Genomic DNA, 16,809 nt, shown 5'->3' with positions numbered 1-16,809 from the left:
ACAACTACTTCTCGCTGGCAAGCTTCCGCCCTGACGAAGCGGGCGTTTATCGGCGGCGCAAGGCACAGTTCGCGGCGCTGCATGGTGTGATGCTCGACGACATCGGCGGCAAGGTGCCGATTGACCGATTGACGCTGCGGCCGACGTGGCTGCTGGAGACTTCGCCGGGCAACCATCAGGCGGGCTATCTGCTGGCGGAGCCGGTGACCGACGGGCTTGCGGCCGACCGACTGATGAATGCCATCGTCGCCGCGGGCCTTTGTGACCCTGGCGCCAACGGCCCGCGCGCCCGGTTGGCGCGGCTGCCGGTAGGGGTGAACGGCAAGCACACACCGCCTTTCGTCTGCCGTATGGTGACCTGGGAGCCCGATCTGCGCTACTCGGTGGCCGACCTGGTCGCCGGCCTGCAACTGGAGACGAGGCCAGCAGAAAGGGCGAAGCGCGCTGCCATGAGCGGTCACTCAACGCGTCCGGACGACGGCGACCCGGTCTCTGGATTCCCCGCCCCGAAGAAAACGCCGTGCTCGCCTCGCTGCGCGAACGAGGCCTTTACAAGGCGCCGCTGGGCGATGCCAAGCACGACATCACCTGCCCGTGGGTGCAAGAGCATACTGGGGCGGTCGATGGCGGTGCTGCCTACTTCGAGCCCGACGACAACTGGCCTCTCGGTGGCTTCAAGTGCCTGCACGGCCATTGCAACGAGCGGCACATCCGCGCCCTCCTCGGTTACCTCGGCATCGAGATCAACGCCGCCCGGATGAAACCGACGATCCGCATCGTGGCCGGCGAGATTCACCGGGTGGTCGATGCTGCCGAGCGTGAGCTGGCGCAGTCGCGTCGCCATTACCAGCGAGGTGGGTTGATCGTGACGGTAGTCACTGACCCCGGCACGCGCGAAACGCGTATTCAGGATGTGAGTCAGCAGGCGCTGGTACGCTCGCTGTCCGGCGCAGCGTCTTGGGAGCGCTACGACGTCCGCGCGCAGAGTTGGGTGCGCACCGATCCACCCGCCCGGCATGCCGCCGTGCTGTTCGACTCGACCAGCTACCCGCATTTGCCGGTGCTGTCCGGCCTGACGCGCCAGCCCTATCTGCGCCCCGATGGCAGCCTGATGACGGCGGCGGGATACGATCCGACGACGGGCATGTTCGGCGTCTTCAACGCCCGCGAGTTCGCGGTACCCGAGACCCCCGGCCGTGCGCAAGCCGAGGCGGCGCTGGCCTTGCTCAACGATCTGCTCGTCGAGTTCAGCTTCGCCGCCGAAGTCGATCGAGCGGCGGCACTCGCGGCGATATTGACGGCGGCGGTACGATCCAGCCTGCCGGTGGCGCCCATGTTTCATGTGCGCGCCCACATGGTCGGCTCCGGCAAGTCGTATCTGTGCGAACTGATGACGGCTTTCGCCACCCCGCAACGCGGTACGCCGACCACCTTCCCGGCCGACGACGAGGAATGCCGCAAGCTGCTGCTGGCCGAACTGCTGCGCGCGCCCGCCGTCGTCGAGTTCGACAACCTCACGGGCGATCTGGTCGCGCACAAGAGCCTGTGCACAGCGCTGACTTCCGAGTTCATCAGTGGGCGGATTCTCGGCATCTCGAAAACCGCCACGGTCGGAACGCGAGCCCTGTTCCTGTCGAGCGGCAACAACGTCGGCCCGGTGCAGGACATGACTCGTCGCTGCATCACGATCCGCCTTTCGCCACAGGTGGAAGTGCCCGCCGCTCGCAGTTTCCGGCGGCCCGACCTGGTGCGCGATGTGCTGCGCGAACGCGGGCGCTACGTCTCCGCCGCGCTGACCATCATTCGCGCCTGGATCGTCGCCGGCCGACCGAAGACGGAGTGCAGGTCACTGGCGAGTTATGGCGAGTGGTCGGAGTTGTGCCGACAACCTTTGTTGTGGCTCGGGTGCGTTGACCCGACCGCTTCGGTGTTCGAGGCGATGACCGAAGACCCCGACCGCGAAACCCTGTCGCGCCTGCTCGACGCCTGGTTCGCCGTGTTCGGCAAGACCGAGGCGATGGTGCGCGATATCGTGAGAACCGCGCACACGTTCGACGACGAGCATGCAGAACTGCGCGAGGTGTTGCGCGACATCGCCGATGATCGCGGCGAGATCAACCGTCGCAAGCTCGGCTGGTGGATTCGCCGCCACGCGGGACGCATCGTCGATGGCCGGCGCATCGTGCGCGCCCGTGGCAGTCAAGATGGCAAGGGCTCGGCCGAGCGTTGGCGCGTCGAGGTGGTGGACTCGGTTTCGCCGGTTTCCGAGGTTTCCGACGACCGAGTTGGAAGAACTGTCACGCAGCTCGCCACTGAGTATCACAACGCGAGCGGTCGCTTTTTGAAGGAGTAGTTGATGGCCACGATGGAGAACGGTGTCTTGGTGACTACCGGGAAGGATGACGAAGGAATCGACGCGGGCTATGCCGCCGTGCGGTTCAATGCCCTGAAGCACGGGGTCCTGTCGCGCCACGTGGTTCTACCACACGAGGATCGCGCCGAGTTCGACGATCTGCGGGATGCGCTGGTGTTCGAGCACCAGCCCTCCGGCGCGACCGAGTTGCACTTGGTCGAGGAGTTGGCTGGCGTCCTGTGGCGCAAACGTCGGGTGCTGATGGCCGAAGGCGCGAGGATCAACGAGGGACTGAGGAGCGCGGTGAATAGTCCGAAGTTGGTCATGCCATCCGCAGCGCCCTTTCAGCGGGGCCTGACGGGCGACAATGCCGACCTGCGCGACCTGCTGGATGCGACCCCGGACGAGATCGTCGAGCGCCAGCGGATCGCTGCACTCGATCTGGCGGCAACCCAGAAGGCGGCGGCGATCCTGCGCAAGGGTGGGCCGAATGCTTACGCGAAGGCCAGGCGGGCGCTGATTCAGGATTCCCGCGACTGGTGGGATCAGCAGGTCGAGGAGGAGGAACACCCGGCAACTGCCGAAGGTTTGGCGCAGTTCATCCGCGATTCGCTGGACCCGATCTGCCATCAGATGGTGAAGGAAGCGCAGTACACGCCGGCAATCAAGGCGCAAACTTTGGGGGAAGGGCTGCGGGCGCACCTGCTGGAGAAGCTGAACCGCTACGAAACGCACCTTGACCGCAAATTCGAGCGGACATTGGCCATGCTCTTGAAGCTGAAAGAGCTGCGCGGCGCATGAGACCGAACACCATCGAGAACGCCGCAATGCTCGATGTGGCAAGGGATTCGCGCTGATTCACCGAAAGACGCGATGCAAAGTTGCCAAATGATTTCGGCAAAATCGGAGTGCAACAGAATGGGCGGCAGCGGAAGCGGGCGGGGATACCAAGGCGGCAAGGCCACGACAAGCGACATGCGGACGCTGGATGTCCGGCGGCTGCAACGTGATGGCCTGCTACAACCGGGCCGGGCCTTCGGCTGGCAATGGACAGGCAACGGCGAGGAGGTGGCGTCGATCCAGATCCGCACGGAAGTCGACCGGGTGATGCTCAGCTATCGCAGCCGGAACAACGGTGGCGAATGGCAATCGATGGAGTACCCCGTCTATCTGGAATGGACACCCTGCCACCTTGGCGGTCGGCGCGCGTGGTTCCGCTGCCCGGCAAGCGGATGCGGGCGGCGCGTGGCGATTCTCTACGGCGGTACGATTTTCGCCTGTCGGCACTGCTACCGTCTGGTCTATGCGAGCCAGCGGGAAGCCGAGGACGAGCGTGCGCGGCGGCAGGCGGAGAAGATCAGGCGGCGTTTGGGCTGGCCGGCGGGCATTGGCAACCCCGACGGCGGGAAGCCCAAGGGGATGCACTGGCGCACGTTCGAGCGCCTGACTGCAGCCCACGACGCGTGTGCGGAGACGTCTCTGGCAGGGATGGTGAAGTGGCTGGAGTCGATGAAGAGGCGGCAGAGCGGCGTGTGCGATGGCGGCGACGGCTGGTGATGAATCTGTTTCGCAAAAAACAGAAGGTCGATGCTATTGCTTTGGAGGGAGGCAACAAGCTTTTCGTTGAAACCTAGCCAGACACCATGGGGAGCATGACGTAGGACTTTCCGGCCAGGCGCAGGATGGTGCCATTTTCATCCGAATAGGCCCAGAGGTTGATGACGACTTCGGGGTTGTCCAGCGGGTGCCCGGTTGCCTGCCGATACTTCATTGGTAATCTCTGAACAGTCAGCGCTGGCGGGACGGCGACAACCTGCCAACCGGACAATTGATTGATAGTCGAATTGATAGTCGATTATTATCGAAAATAAAAAAAGCCCATGAAAACATGGGCTTAATTAATTTATCTGGCGGAGAGAGCGGGATTCGAACCCGCGTTAGGAATAATCCTAAACACGCTTTCCAGGCGTGCGACTTAAACCGCTCATCCATCTCTCCGGGAGGAGGCGGATTGTAACAGAAGGCGGGGCAAACACCAAACCAGACAGCAATTCTGCAGTTCTCCCCCTGGGCGACCCGTCTGCGCCCAGGAAAGTGCACCCGGCGTAAAATATCGTCCTTTGACGGCTGCCAGAGGTCGCATCAACTCATGCCTCACACCAATCACGCGCTGCCAGGAGCTGTGCCCCTGCGCCCGGCGAACCCGCTGCAACGCCTGTTGGCCCTGCGCCGGGTTGAAGTGCTGACCCAGGCCGTGGTCCTGGTCCTGGCCGTGACCTGGCTGAAAATCCCGCTCGATGTCGTACCGATGAGCGCCGCCATCGCCCTCCTCGCCGCTGTCAATCTGCTGACTCAATGGCGCATCCACAAGGGTGGCCGCTGTTCCGAAAGCGAAATCTTCGCCCAACTGGCCATCGACGTCGGCATCCTCGCGCTGCTGCTCTACTTTGCCGGAGGCTCGACCAATCCCTTCGTTTCGCTGTTCCTGCTGCCACCCACCCTGGCTGCGGCGATGCTGCCGGCACGGCAGGCCTGGGCGATGGCGGGGATGACCCTGGTTGCCTACACTTTTCTGATGTTCTGGAAGTTGCCGCTGCCTCCCCCGCAAGGCGATCTCGCGCAGTTCGAAGCCTTGCTTGCACGCGCCACCGGCAGTGCCGGCGAACATGCCGCGCACGGCAGCGGCTTTGCCCTCCATGTACTGGGCATGTGGTTGAATTTCGTGATCAGTGTCGGCGTCGTCGCCTTTTTCCTGACGCGCATGGCCAACGCCCTCAAGGAGCGTGAACGCGAACTCGCCGCTGCCCGCGAAGAGGCGCTGCGGAACGAGCAGATTCTCTCGCTCGGCACCCTCGCCGCCGGCGCAGCGCACCAATTGGGGACGCCGCTCGGGACGATGGCCGTGGTGATCCGCGAACTCGAACTCAAGCACACAGACCCGGCCGAATGGCAGGAAGACCTGCAACTGTTGCGTGAGCAGGTCGATCGCTGCAAACAGACGATCTCGCAAATCCTCGCTGCGACTGGCCAGGAGCGTGACGAAAGCCTGCGTTCGCTGCCGCTCGACGCCTACCTGCACCGTCTACTCGACGAATGGCAGATCATCCGTCCGCACGCACGGCTCAGCGTGACGCTGCAGGGTGCGCAGCCGGCACCGCTGATCGCCGCCGACCGTACACTCGCACAGGCGATCCTCAACCTGCTCGACAATGCTGCCGATGCCAACGGCAGCAGCCCGGAAGCACTCCGATTTTCCGCAAGCTGGGATGCCGGGCAACTGCTCGTCGAGATACTCGACCGTGGCACCGGCCTCGATGCAGCAACGGCACAACACCTTGGCGAAGCCTTTTTCAGCACCAAGGTCGATGCTCAGGACCGACCACGCGGTATCGGCATCGGCCTGTTCCTCAGCAACGCCGCCATCGAACGTTTCGGTGGCAGGGTTGAACTCTGCAACCGCGATGATGCGCATGGTGGCGCCCGCACCCGTGTCACCCTGCCCCTGCACCGCCTGAAAGGCTGATGCCATGATTGCCACTCCCGAAGCAAATCAGGCAGACGACGAACGGTCGACGCTGCTGCTGGTCGATGACGACGACGCATTCCGACGCGTTCTTGGACGTGCCCTGGACCGTCGTGGTTATGCCGTGACCGTTGCCGCCAATGTCGCCACGGCGATCGCCAAGGCCCAGACCCAGGCACCCGAGTACGCGGTCATCGATCTCAAGATGCCGGGCGCATCGGGACTGGTGCTGATCGAGAAACTGATCGAACTCGACCCGAACACGCGCATCGTCATGCTCACCGGCTACGCCAGCATCGCCACCGCGATCGAGGCCATCAAGCTCGGCGCTGTCCACTACCTGGCCAAACCCTGCGATGCCGATGCCGTCGTTGCAGCGCTCAACAAGGGCAACAGCGGTGATTCGGCGATTCCGGTTGCCGGCTCACCGCTGTCGATCGATCGGCTCGAGTGGGAGCACATCCAGCGCGTGCTGGCCGAGCATCAGGGCAATATCTCGGCCACCGCACGCGCCCTGAAAATGCACCGCCGCACGCTGCAGCGCAAGCTCGGCAAACGTCCGAGCCGGGAATAAGACGCCGGAACAGGAACATCAGGAAACAGGAAACAGGGGATTGGAGGAATGGCCTTGACCGAACCTACGCAAGCTGTACTGGAGCGCATGCGCATCGACAAATGGCTGTGGGCGGCACGCTTCTACAAGACGCGCTCGCTGGCAGCGCAGGCGATCGCCGCCGGCCACGTCAAGATGGACGGTCACACCGTCAAGGCGGCACGCGAGCTGCGCTGTACCGACCGCCTCGAAATCGCCATCGGCGACGTCGTCTGGAGCATCGTCGTATGCGGCCTCAACGAACAGCGCCGCCCGGCAAGCGAAGCGCAGCAACTCTACGAGGAAAGTGCAGAGAGCCGCGCGCGGCGCGCGGCGGCCCGGGAAGCCCGGCAACTGGCGCCGGTTCCCGGCAGCGAGCTGCGTGGTCGGCCAACCAAGAAGGCGCGGCGGCAGATCAGGGGCTTCAACGAGAATGCCGCGTGAGCGATCGACTCCTGGCAGACGCCCTCGTTCTGGTCCATTTGCTGTTCATCGTCTTCGTCGTTCTCGGAGGCGTGCTGGTACTGCGCTGGCCACGGCTGGCGCTGGCCCACCTCCCGGCCGTCTGCTGGGGCGCCCTGGTCGAGTTGACCGGCAGGGAGTGTCCGCTGACGCCACTGGAAAATCGCTGGCGACAGGCTGCCGGCGAAGCTGGCTATCGCGGCAGTTTCATCGAGCATTACCTGCTGCCGATCATCTATCCTGCCGAACTCACACGCAGCATGCAGTTCACTCTGGGCGCCGTGGTGATCGTCGTTAACTGTTCCCTGTACGGCTGGCTGGTCTATCGCGGGCACACCCGCTCGAAACAGACTTCGGGACTTCGTCCGGAGCGTCGAACATAGGCAAGCCATTTATCCAAAATCACCGAAACAAGTTGAGCATTGCCGGTGACGAAGAGATCAGAGCCGGATGGATGGAACGTTGACAGGCGGAGCACACACACGACCGTCAGGTTTCGTCGCGAACGCAAGGCGATCCCGGCCCCTCGCCAGTACCCCGCCGCGGCGGCGCCGCGACCAGACCGGCGATCATCGTGTCCACCATCGCCGGTGCCGCGGTGTTCAGGTCGAAGGCTTCCGGATGCATCAGCCAGTGCTGGATCACCCCGTGGAAGAACGTCTGCAGCAAGTGTGCCGCGAGATGGCTGTCGGTGTCGGCGGACAGGTGGCCCTGCACGATGGCACGGACGATGATGCGCTCGAGGGCGTTGGCACATTGGCGATCCATTTCGTCGATTTGCGGCGCCCCGTCAGCCGGTTGGGGCAGCCGTTCGGACTTGCAGAGCAGGATATCCAGCACCGCGCGCGTGCGCGGGTTCAGGGCGATCTCGCGCATGGCCTGCACCGACACCGCATGCAGGGTGGCGATGGCGTCGTCACCGTCGCCATCCGCCGCCTGCTCAAGGCGACTTTGCAAGGGCAGCGTGGCGCGGCTGCACATCGCGCCGAACAGTTCGCCCTTGTCGCGGAAGTGCCAGTAGACGGCGCCACGGGTGACACCAGCGGCGCTTGCCACGTCGCCCAGCGTTGCGCTGGTCACGCCGCTGGCACAGAACACCCGCTCGGCGGCATCGAGCAACGCTTCGCGAGTCGCCAACGCCTCGTCTTTCGTCCTTCTCACCATTTCTTCTGTCCCCCTGCATCAAGACTATTTACAAACATTCTTGAATGTACGTAAAATTCGTACCTTCTGCAAGTCGTGTTATCCCGAAACGCGATGCGAGCCAAACGGTCATGACTTTGCAAGACACCCCTCGATGATGAAAGTCATGACCGTTTCACTCCCTTGCAGGGCGCATGCCAGCTTGCGCGCCGGAATCGTTCGATGGGCGCAGAGCATGCTCTGCGAATTCCCCATCTCACCCGACCCTTCACCCGCAAGGGGAAGTGGAGATTCGTGAGTCGCTCGCGACTTTCATAGTAATAAAGGACTCTTCATGTCAGCCTCCCCTGCCCGTCTTTTCTCTCCTTCACTGCTCCTGTTGATCCTCGCCGCGGCGGCCGCTGCCGGTTGCGGGCAGCAGCAGGCGCCCGGCGGCATGGGTGGTTTTCCGCCCCCCGAGGTGACGACGATCAACGTCCAGCCGGCATCATTCCCGGTGACCTTCGAATACGTCGGGCAGACCGCCGGATCGAAGGATGCCGAGGTACGGGCACGGGTCACCGGCATCGTCGAGAAACGACTCTACCAGGAAGGGGCAGCGGTGCGCGCCGGGCAGCCGCTGTTCCTGCTCGACGCCAAACCCTTCGCGGCGCAACTGGCGTCCGCCGAGGCCGAGTTGCTGCGTGCCCAGGCCCAGAAGACCCAGGCCGACCGCGAAGCCGCTCGGCTCAAGCCACTCGCCGAGCGCAAGGCGATCGGCCAGAAGGAAGCCGACGACGCAGCTTCCGCCGCCGAGTTCGCCGCCGCATCGATCAAGGCGGCACAGGCGAAGCTGACCGAAGCCAGGCTCAACCTCGCCTACACACGCGTCGTGGCGCCGATCAACGGTCTGTCGAGCCGCGCCCAGCAATCGGAAGGCAGCCTGGCCAACGCCAATACGACCTTGCTGACGACGGTCTCGCAGGTCGACCCGATCTGGGTGCTGTTCAGCGTCTCCGACAACGAGCAGTTACGGTTGAACAAGGCGATGGCCGACGGTCGCCTGACGCTGCCGCGCGACAATGCCTTCGAGGTTTCGGTGAAGCTCTCCGACGGCTCGACCTTCCCGCGCAGCGGCCGCATCAACTTCGCCGACACGCGTGTCAACCCGCAGACCGGCACCTACGAAATGCGCGCCGAGATCACCAATGCCGACCTCGCGCTGAAGCCGGGCCAGTTCGTTCGCGTTGCGCTCAAGGGTGCACAGCGTCAGGGTGCGCTGGCAGTGCCACAGGTGGCGGTACTCGAAGGACCGCAGGGCAAGTTTGTCTACGTCGCCGGCAAGGACCAGGACGGCAAGGACATTGCCGTCCCGAGACCGGTGATCGTCGGCGACTGGTCCCGGAGCGACGGTACGAACGTCTGGCTGATCGAATCGGGGCTCGCCGCCGGTGACCGCGTGATCGTCGACGGGCTGGCGCGGATCATGATGCCGAACTCGCCGGTACGCATCAGCGAGCCCGCCACCACGTCCCTCCCCGGCCAGCCGCCGGTTGCCGCAGCGCCGGCCGCCGACCCAGCAACCCGATAAGCGGAGTATACGTCCCGATGTTCTCTCGCTTCTTCATCGACCGCCCGATCTTCGCGGTGGTCATCTCGGTGTTGCTCATCGTTGCCGGCCTGGCGGCGATGCGCTCACTCCCGATCGCCCAGTACCCGGAAATCGCACCGCCGGTGGTCACGGTGCAGGCCACCTATCCCGGTGCCTCGGCCGAAGTGCTCGAATCGACCGTCGCAGCGCCGCTCGAAAACGCGATCAACGGTCTGCCCGGCATGATCTACATGTCGTCGAATTCATCGTCGAACGGCCTCACGCAGATCCAGGTGACCTTCGAGATCGGCACCCAGATCGACATCGCCGCGGTCAATGTCAGCAACCGCGTCAAGCAGGTCGAATCGCGGCTGCCGCTGGAGGTACGCCGCCAGGGCGTGACCGTCGAGCCAGGCTCTTCGGCGTTCCTACAGGTGCTCGCCTTCTATTCGCCCGACGGCCGCTATGATGACCTGTTCACCTCGAATTACGTGACGCTGAATGTTCTCGACCGTCTGAAGCGGCTGCCGGGAACGACCAATGTGCAGATCTTCGGCGCCAAGGACTACGCCATGCGCATCTGGCTCAAGCCTGATCGCCTGGCGCAGTTGAAGCTCACCCCCGGCGACGTCGCCAGTGCGATCAACGAACAGAACGCGCAGTTCGCCGCCGGCAAGGTCGGCCAGTCGCCGATCAGCAAGGGCCAGGACCTGGTGTACACGGTCACTTCCAAGGGTCGCCTCGCCGACCCGGCGCAGTTCCGGGAGATCATCGTCCGCGCCAACCCCGACGGTTCGACGGTGCGTCTCGACGATGTCGCGCGCGTCGAACTCGGTTCGCGCGACTACGAGTTCAACGGTCGCTACAACGGCCAGCCGGCTACCCTCGTCGGCATCTTCCTGTCGCCCGGCGCGAACGCGCTCGACGTCGCGAAAAGTGTGCTGGGCACCGTAGACGAGCTCCAGCAGCGCTTTCCCGAAGGCCTGAGCTATGCGGTACCCTACGACACGACACGCTTCGTCAAGGTCTCGATCGAGGAGGTGCTGAAGACCTTGGGCGAAGCGATGTTGCTCGTCTTCCTGGTGGTGTACCTGTTCCTGCAGAGCTGGCGAGCGGCGATCATCCCCTTCGCCGCCGTCCCGGTGTCCTTGATCGGCACCTTCGCCGGCATCTACCTGCTCGGCTATTCGATCAACACGCTGACCCTGTTCGGCATGGTGCTGGCGATCGGCATCGTCGTCGACGACGCCATCGTCGTACTGGAAAACGTCGAGCGGATCATGCGCGAGCAAGGCCTGCCGCCGCGTGACGCGGCGGTGCAGGCGATGCACGAAGTGACCGGCCCGATCATCGCCATCGTCCTGACGCTGACCGCAGTGTTCGTGCCGATCGCCTTCCTCGGCGGGCTGACCGGCGAGCTGTATCGGCAGTTCGCGGTGACCATCTCGATCTCGGTGGTGCTCTCCGGAATCGTCGCGCTGACGCTGTCGCCATCGCTCTGCGTGATCATGCTCCAGCACGGCCACCGTCCGCCGAACCGCTTCTTCCGCTGGTTCAATGCCTGGTTTGCCCGTGTCACCGGGCACTACCTCGACGGCGTCGTCTGGATGATCCGGCGTGCCGCGCGGGTGCTGCTGCTGTTCGCCGGCATGGTGGCGATCACCGCCTTCCTGTGGCGCACGACGCCGGGCAGCCTGGTCCCCGAGGAGGACCAGGGTTTCTTCATCAGCGCGGTGATTCTCCCCGACGGTGCGACGCTCGAACGCACCACCCGGGTCGTCGAACAGGTCGAGGCGGCGGTACGCAGCAATCCCGACAACCAGGACGTCGTGGCCTTCGCCGGCTTCGACTTCATTGGCGGCGGTTTTCGCAACAATGCGGCGACCCTGTTCGTGACCCAGAAGCCCTGGCACGAGCGCCAGACGACTTCGCAGCAGTTGGTTGGCGAACTGTTCATGAAAACCGCGGGCATCAGGGAAGCGCTGGTACTGGCCTTCAATCCGCCGGCGATCTTCGGTCTCGGCACCGCCGGCGGCTACGAGTTCTTCATCCAGAATCGCGGTGACGGCGGGCCCAGACGCCTGCAGGAAGTACTGCAGCAATTCCTCGCGCGCGCCAACAGCGACCCGCAGCTCGGCGGCGCGCAGACCTTGTGGCGCGCGAGCGTTCCGCAACTCTTCGTGGACGTCGACCGCGAGAAGGCCAAGAAGGCTGGCGTCGCGATCGACGAGGTGTTTGCCGCGCTGTCGTCGACGCTCGGCACCTACTACGTCAACGATTTCAACAAGTACGGACGCACCTGGCAGGTACTGATGTCGGCCGAACCCGAATACCGCAAGCGCCCGGACGACATCGAGGGACTCTATGTGCGCTCGCAGAAGGGCGAGATGGTGCCGCTGTCCGCGCTGGTCAACGTCAAGCACGCATCCGGACCGGATTCGCTCGACCGTTTCAACAATCTGCCGGCGGTCAAGGTCATCGGCCAGACGGCGCCCGGCATCAGTTCCGGTCAGGGCATCGCGCGCGTCGAGCAGATCGCGAAAGAAGTGCTGCCGCCGGACTTCAGCTTCGACTGGGGCGGTTCGTCGTATCAGGAGAAGAAATCGAGCGGCGCCTCGACCTTCGCACTCGGCCTTGCGGTGGTGATGGTCTTTCTGATCCTTGCCGCACAGTACGAGAAGTGGTCGCTGCCGCTGTCGGTGCTGCTGGCGCTGCCCTTCGGCACTTTCGGCGCACTCGTCGCGATCTGGGCGAAAAATCTCATCGGGCCATTTTTTCATGCGACACCGCTGACCAACGATGTGTATTTCCAGATCGGTCTGGTGACGCTGCTCGGCCTCGCCGCCAAGAACGCCATCCTGATCGTCGAGTTCGCGGTGTTGAAACACGCCGAGGGTCTGTCGGCTTCGGCCTCGGCGATCGAGGCGGCCCGCCTGCGTTTCCGGCCGATCCTGATGACCTCGCTGGCATTCATCCTCGGCGTCCTGCCGCTCGCCATCTCGACCGGCGCCGGTGCCGGCGCGCGCCACTCGGTGGGTACCGGCGTAATGGGCGGCATGATCGCCGCCACCCTGCTCGCCGTCTTCCACGTGCCGCTGTTCTTCAAGGTGCTCTACGACCGGCGCATTCGCGAAACGCGCTCGCACGACGAGTTGCTCGACGAGGTGCGGCACCTGCACCACGTCATCCCGGTCGTCCCCCCGGCGCCGGAACCGCTCGCGAAAGGAGGCGAACATGACTGACCCCCGCCGGACGCTACGCGCCCTTGCTCTCGTCACCGCGACGACATTCGCGCTCGCCGCCTGCCAGTCGACCCCGAGCACACCGCCGCTGCTCGACCTGCCACCGGCAAGCGCGACCGCCGCGCCAGATCTCGAACGCTGGTGGACGACCTTCAACGATCCTACCCTGACGGCGCTGATGGACGAGGCGCTAGCCCACAACCTCGACCTGCGGGCGGCGATGGTGCGCGTCGATCTGGCGCGCGCGAACGTGCTGCTCGCGCAGTCCTACCTCTACCCGAGCATGAACCTCGGCATCGATACCCGCCGCAACCGCATGACGCTGGTCGGTTCGCAGCCGCTGCCGGAGAACTTCAATCCGACCAACAATGATTATCTCGTCGGTTTGCGCGCTGCCTACGAAGTCGACCTCTGGGGACGTTATCGCAACGGGGCGAGCGCCGCGCGCAGCGAGCTGCTGGCGACCGAGTACGCACGCCAGACGGTACGCACCGCGGTCGCGGCCGAGACCGCGCGCGCGTACTTCGGCCTGCTCGCGGCCGATGCCGAACTGGCGATGCTGCGTGACACGCTGCAGTCGCGCGACGAGACGGTCGCCCTGCAGGTCGATCTCCACCAGGCCGGCCTCATCGGTGACTACGATCTGCAGCGCGCGCATGCCGAACGTGCGGCCGTGGCCGCCAACGTCGCCGTCGCCGAGCGCGCGGTCGGCACCTACGAGTCGGCGCTGGCGGCGATCGTCGGCCGTTCGCCGCGCGAGGTCTTCGCGGCGAAGATCACCCGCGACCTGACGCAGGTCCGCCTGCTTGATGTCCCGGAGGTACCGTCGGGGCTACCCTCGGATCTGCTCGAACGCCGGCCGGACATCAGACAGGTCGAAGCCCAGCTCGCCGCCGCGAGCCTGCGCATCGATGCCGCGCGCGCGCAGTATTTTCCGTCGCTGTCACTGACCGCCTCTTACGGTTCCGAGTCGGCGGCGCTTGCCAAGCTGTTTTCCACGCCGGCACTCGCCTGGGGGATCGGCGCCTCGCTGCTGCAGCCCCTGATCGGATTGAAAGCGATCGAGGCCAACATCGAAGCCGAGACCGCCCGCCGCGAAGCCGCCGTGGTCAGCTACACGCAGACCGTGCAGAGCGCCTTTCGTGAAACGCGCGACGCGCTGATCGCCAACCGCAGCACCCGCGACGCACTCGCCGCGCAGAGCGAGCGCGCACAGAGGCTGAAAACCTCGCTCGAACTCGCCGAACTGCGCTACCGTTCCGGCTACTCGGGCTACATCGAGGTGCTCGACGCGCAGCGCCAGCTCCTCCAGGCGCAGACCCTGCAGATCCTGGCCGCGCGCGACGTGCGCTTTGCACTGATCGATCTGGCGAAGGCGATGGGGGGTGGATGGGATTACGTAAGATGAGGCAACATCAATCCGCATCGCGCAGTTCCTCGCCGACTTCCTCCGCCGTTATTTTGATGAGGGAACATGAGCATCTGCAAACCGTTGTCCGACATGTGGCGGGCGAGATTGCGGCTCCACCAGTAATTGAAGAGTGTGTTCAGCTTGGTGGCTGAACACATCTTTGCCTTTATCGTGAGCGAGACCCGTATGCCAAAGACAAAGTCAGGAACTCCAGTTAGATAGCGCCGAGCAGATTGGCCGCGGTCTTCTCCCTGCTATTCGACAAGGCTCCGGATTGCTCGGCTAAGACCTTGATGATCAACAACGGCCGCGGCGTTAGGAGATGGTGCCAGTGGATCCAGCCGCGAGTGCGAATAGGCTCGTCGGTATTGCCGCCACCTTTGGGAATTGCCTTGGACGGAATAATCAATTGAATTTCATCAGGCAATTGGAGGGAAGGTAGCTGCGTTAGTGCCGCCGGTGGCGGTGAAGTCGGCAGACCTTCTCTTGCCATGCGGCCGTTAGTCAACGGAATGCGGCGAATCCGGCTGCCAATCACCGCATTCTATGCGGCGATTATCTTGACCTTGCCGAGACTGGCCCACACAATTACCGCATGAATGACGGAAACAAGCGCTTCATCTGGCAGCAGGACGATTGGCCAAACTGGCGTTTCGACCACCAGAGGCTGGCGCAGCCGCTTGCTGAGGTGCACCAATCGCAGGGACGCTTGCTCGGGCGCCTGCATGAGCTCGGCGTCGGGCTGCGCGAGCAGGCCACGCTCCAGGTACTGACCGAAGACGTGCTCAAAACCAGCGAGATCGAGGGCGAAAAACTCAACGCCGATTCGGTTCGCTCGTCGCTCGCGCGCCGGCTGGGTGTGGACATCGGCGGTTTGGCTCCGGTCGACCGGAACGTCGAAGGTGTCGTCGACATGGTCCTGGATGCCACTCGGCAGCACGCCAGCGCGCTGACCCCGGAGCGCCTGTTCGGCTGGCATGCCGCACTGTTTCCTACCGGCTACAGCGGGCTATCGAGGATCAGGGTCGGTGCCTGGCGTGACGACACACTGGGACCGATGCAGGTTGTTTCCGGCCCCCTGGGCCGACAGAAGGTGCACTACGAGGCACCACCAGCCCATTCGCTGGCTGGCGAAATGTCGAACTTCCTGTGCTGGTTCAACGGCGATCAGTCCGCCGACCCGGTGATCAAGGCGGGACTGGCTCACCTGTGGCTGGTGACCGTCCATCCTTTTGAAGATGGCAACGGGCGCATCGCCCGAGCCGTCGGCGACATGGCGCTGGCACGGGGCGAGCGGTCGACGCAGCGCTTCTACAGCGTGTCGGCCCAGATGCAACGCGAGCGTCGGGACTACTACGATTGGCTCGAACGCACTCAGAAGGGGACGCTGGAGGTCACCGACTGGCTGGAATGGTTCGTCGGCTGCCTGCTGCGGGCCGTCGACGCTGCCGAAGAGACGCTGGCCGCTGTGCTCACCAAGGCCAGCTTCTGGCAGCGCTGGGCGGGTACGCCGATGAATGAGCGGCAAATCAAACTGCTCAACCGGCTGCTCGATGGCTTTGAAGGCAAGCTGACCAGCAGCAAGTGGGCGGCGATCGCCAAGTGCTCGTCCGATACGGCGCTGCGGGATATCCACGAGCTGCTGCAACGAGGCGTCCTGGTCAGATCAAATGCCGGTGGACGCAGCACGCATTACGCGTTGATGCCGCCGGAGTCCGGCCGCGAGGCGCCTTGTTGAGCGCAACGCGCCGTCAAGGCTACCAGCACGAAGGGTGCGCTGCGTTCCTCACCGCCTCCTGCGGTACCTGGTTGGGCCCGACCACAGCCACCCCGCGCAGCAAGTACGGATAGACCTTGTGCTCCGGGTGTGCTTGGCTGGTGTTGGGTCCCGGCGCCATACCCACCAGCCCCATCTGCCGCATCAGGCGTTGTACCCGCTTGCGATTGACCGTGTGACCCACCGTAGCCAGAAATCTCACCATCCTGCGCGTTTGTTCGAAGGACACCGGTTCACGGCAAGTCATCAGGGTGAATACGGCAGAAGGCGTTTGCGGCATCCGCATGCGCTTGATCTGCGGTGACGTCGAGTAGTTCGCACCAGTGCAGGCTCACCTGGGCGACATCATCGATTCCGGTATTCCGGTTTTTCTCGATGAAGTTGAAAACCCAGCCAACCGCCCACTCCCGATGAGTTCGTGGTGACGTCATCGGCATCACCACGATGGTCGAGAGCAGTGTGCCGTCCGTTGCTGCGCCAGCGGCCGCCTCGAGGGCGGCAGCTCCGGCGACACCACTACTGGTGGGTTCTGGCATGGTGAATCTCCAATGCAAGAAAGACCGCCGAAGGCGGGTGCCTCGGGCGGTCGGGTGATGAAACGGGGGGGTATTGGTGGGGCGCTACTGTCCGGGCTATCCGGCGTCACGCGAACGACATGCATGCCATCGACCAGCATGGCGCCAGTTTCCGCTGACATCCTGGACGTCGTGGAGCCGCGCTGCCGTCGGTGAACCGT

15 protein-coding genes, 1 tRNA gene and 1 pseudogene are annotated in these 16,809 nt (G+C 64.2%); 11 read left to right on the top strand and 6 right to left on the bottom strand.

The window, feature by feature from the left end; genetic code table 11:
• Window positions 1-598: 598 nt before the first annotated feature.
• The 3 genes from AW06_RS14125 to AW06_RS14115 all read left to right on the top strand — a co-directional run bounded on the left by AW06_RS14125 (window position 599) and on the right by AW06_RS14115 (window position 3,910).
• A complete protein-coding gene (locus AW06_RS14125) occupies window positions 599-2,353 on the top strand; it encodes a hypothetical protein (protein WP_273704719.1) in 1,755 nt (584 codons plus the stop codon).
• 3 nt (window positions 2,354-2,356) lie between these two features.
• Window positions 2,357-3,154: a hypothetical protein gene (locus AW06_RS14120; RefSeq protein WP_273704718.1), complete on the top strand. Its 798-nt coding sequence runs from the start codon at window positions 2,357-2,359 to the stop codon at window positions 3,152-3,154.
• 87 nt (window positions 3,155-3,241) lie between these two features.
• Window positions 3,242-3,910 (top strand): hypothetical protein, encoded by a 669-nt coding sequence (locus tag AW06_RS14115; protein WP_273704717.1) that lies wholly within the window; start codon window positions 3,242-3,244, stop codon window positions 3,908-3,910.
• A 73-nt stretch (window positions 3,911-3,983) separates the two neighbouring features.
• On the opposite strand, the gene AW06_RS20770 is transcribed toward AW06_RS14115, so the two are convergent.
• Together AW06_RS20770 and AW06_RS14110 are read right to left on the bottom strand one after the other, a co-directional pair.
• Window positions 3,984-4,124: a hypothetical protein gene (locus tag AW06_RS20770; protein WP_273704716.1), complete on the bottom strand. Its 141-nt coding sequence runs from the start codon at window positions 4,122-4,124 to the stop codon at window positions 3,984-3,986.
• Window positions 4,125-4,261: 137 nt separating this feature from the next.
• A tRNA-Ser gene (locus AW06_RS14110) sits at window positions 4,262-4,351 on the bottom strand.
• A gap of 151 nt (window positions 4,352-4,502) precedes the next feature.
• Here AW06_RS14110 and AW06_RS14105 point away from each other — a divergent pair.
• From AW06_RS14105 to AW06_RS14090, 4 genes are all read left to right on the top strand, one after another.
• Window positions 4,503-5,876, top strand: a complete 1,374-nt coding sequence (locus AW06_RS14105; protein WP_273704715.1) for an ATP-binding protein — start codon at window positions 4,503-4,505, stop codon at window positions 5,874-5,876.
• A gap of 4 nt (window positions 5,877-5,880) precedes the next feature.
• Window positions 5,881-6,450, top strand: a complete 570-nt coding sequence (locus AW06_RS14100) for a response regulator transcription factor (protein WP_034951290.1) — start codon at window positions 5,881-5,883, stop codon at window positions 6,448-6,450.
• A gap of 87 nt (window positions 6,451-6,537) precedes the next feature.
• Window positions 6,538-6,912, top strand: coding sequence for an RNA-binding S4 domain-containing protein (locus AW06_RS14095; protein WP_246148707.1), 375 nt, complete (start codon window positions 6,538-6,540; stop codon window positions 6,910-6,912).
• The gene (locus AW06_RS14090) at window positions 6,909-7,313 is read left to right on the top strand and encodes a DUF2784 domain-containing protein (protein ID WP_046535621.1); all 405 of its coding nucleotides are present in this window, start codon (window positions 6,909-6,911) and stop codon (window positions 7,311-7,313) included. Before AW06_RS14095 ends, AW06_RS14090 begins: the two co-directional genes overlap by 4 nt.
• Before the next feature lie 106 nt (window positions 7,314-7,419).
• On the opposite strand, the gene AW06_RS14085 is transcribed toward AW06_RS14090, so the two are convergent.
• Entirely contained in the window at window positions 7,420-8,094 is a 675-nt protein-coding gene (locus AW06_RS14085; RefSeq protein WP_034951285.1) for a TetR family transcriptional regulator, read from the bottom strand.
• A 313-nt stretch (window positions 8,095-8,407) separates the two neighbouring features.
• On the opposite strand from AW06_RS14085, the gene AW06_RS14080 reads away from it, so the two are divergent.
• From AW06_RS14080 to AW06_RS14070, 3 genes are read left to right on the top strand one after another with little or no spacing between them, the layout of a single operon-like run.
• Window positions 8,408-9,643, top strand: coding sequence for an efflux RND transporter periplasmic adaptor subunit (locus AW06_RS14080; protein WP_046535623.1), 1,236 nt, complete (start codon window positions 8,408-8,410; stop codon window positions 9,641-9,643).
• 17 nt (window positions 9,644-9,660) lie between these two features.
• Window positions 9,661-12,885 (top strand): multidrug efflux RND transporter permease subunit, encoded by a 3,225-nt coding sequence (locus AW06_RS14075; RefSeq protein WP_138678272.1) that lies wholly within the window; start codon window positions 9,661-9,663, stop codon window positions 12,883-12,885.
• Window positions 12,878-14,293, top strand: coding sequence for an efflux transporter outer membrane subunit (locus tag AW06_RS14070; protein WP_273704714.1), 1,416 nt, complete (start codon window positions 12,878-12,880; stop codon window positions 14,291-14,293). The genes AW06_RS14075 and AW06_RS14070 overlap by 8 nt, the downstream gene beginning before the upstream one ends.
• A 217-nt stretch (window positions 14,294-14,510) precedes the next feature.
• Here the strand turns inward: AW06_RS14070 and AW06_RS20765 are convergent, their stop codons facing one another.
• The gene (locus AW06_RS20765; RefSeq protein ID WP_273704713.1) at window positions 14,511-14,834 is read right to left on the bottom strand and encodes a hypothetical protein; all 324 of its coding nucleotides are present in this window, start codon (window positions 14,832-14,834) and stop codon (window positions 14,511-14,513) included.
• 57 nt (window positions 14,835-14,891) lie between these two features.
• Here AW06_RS20765 and AW06_RS14060 point away from each other — a divergent pair, with 57 nt between their 5' ends.
• Window positions 14,892-16,034, top strand: coding sequence for a Fic family protein (locus AW06_RS14060; RefSeq protein WP_034951280.1), 1,143 nt, complete (start codon window positions 14,892-14,894; stop codon window positions 16,032-16,034).
• A gap of 64 nt (window positions 16,035-16,098) precedes the next feature.
• On the opposite strand, the pseudogene AW06_RS14055 reads toward AW06_RS14060, so the two are convergent.
• A pseudogene (locus tag AW06_RS14055) lies at window positions 16,099-16,287 on the bottom strand (IS3 family transposase); the annotation flags it as partial.
• 19 nt (window positions 16,288-16,306) lie between these two features.
• On the bottom strand, window positions 16,307-16,609 hold the full coding sequence (locus AW06_RS14050) for an FAD-binding protein (protein WP_034951279.1): 303 nt from the start codon (window positions 16,607-16,609) through the stop codon (window positions 16,307-16,309).
• Window positions 16,610-16,809: the final 200 nt, after the last annotated feature.

It is taken from the genome of Candidatus Accumulibacter cognatus, assembly GCF_000584975.1.
GTDB classification, from domain to species: Bacteria; Pseudomonadota; Gammaproteobacteria; order Burkholderiales; family Rhodocyclaceae; genus Accumulibacter; species Accumulibacter cognatus.
The sequence above is the reverse complement of the archived record's forward strand: the minus strand, read 5'-3'. Positions and strand labels throughout refer to the sequence as shown.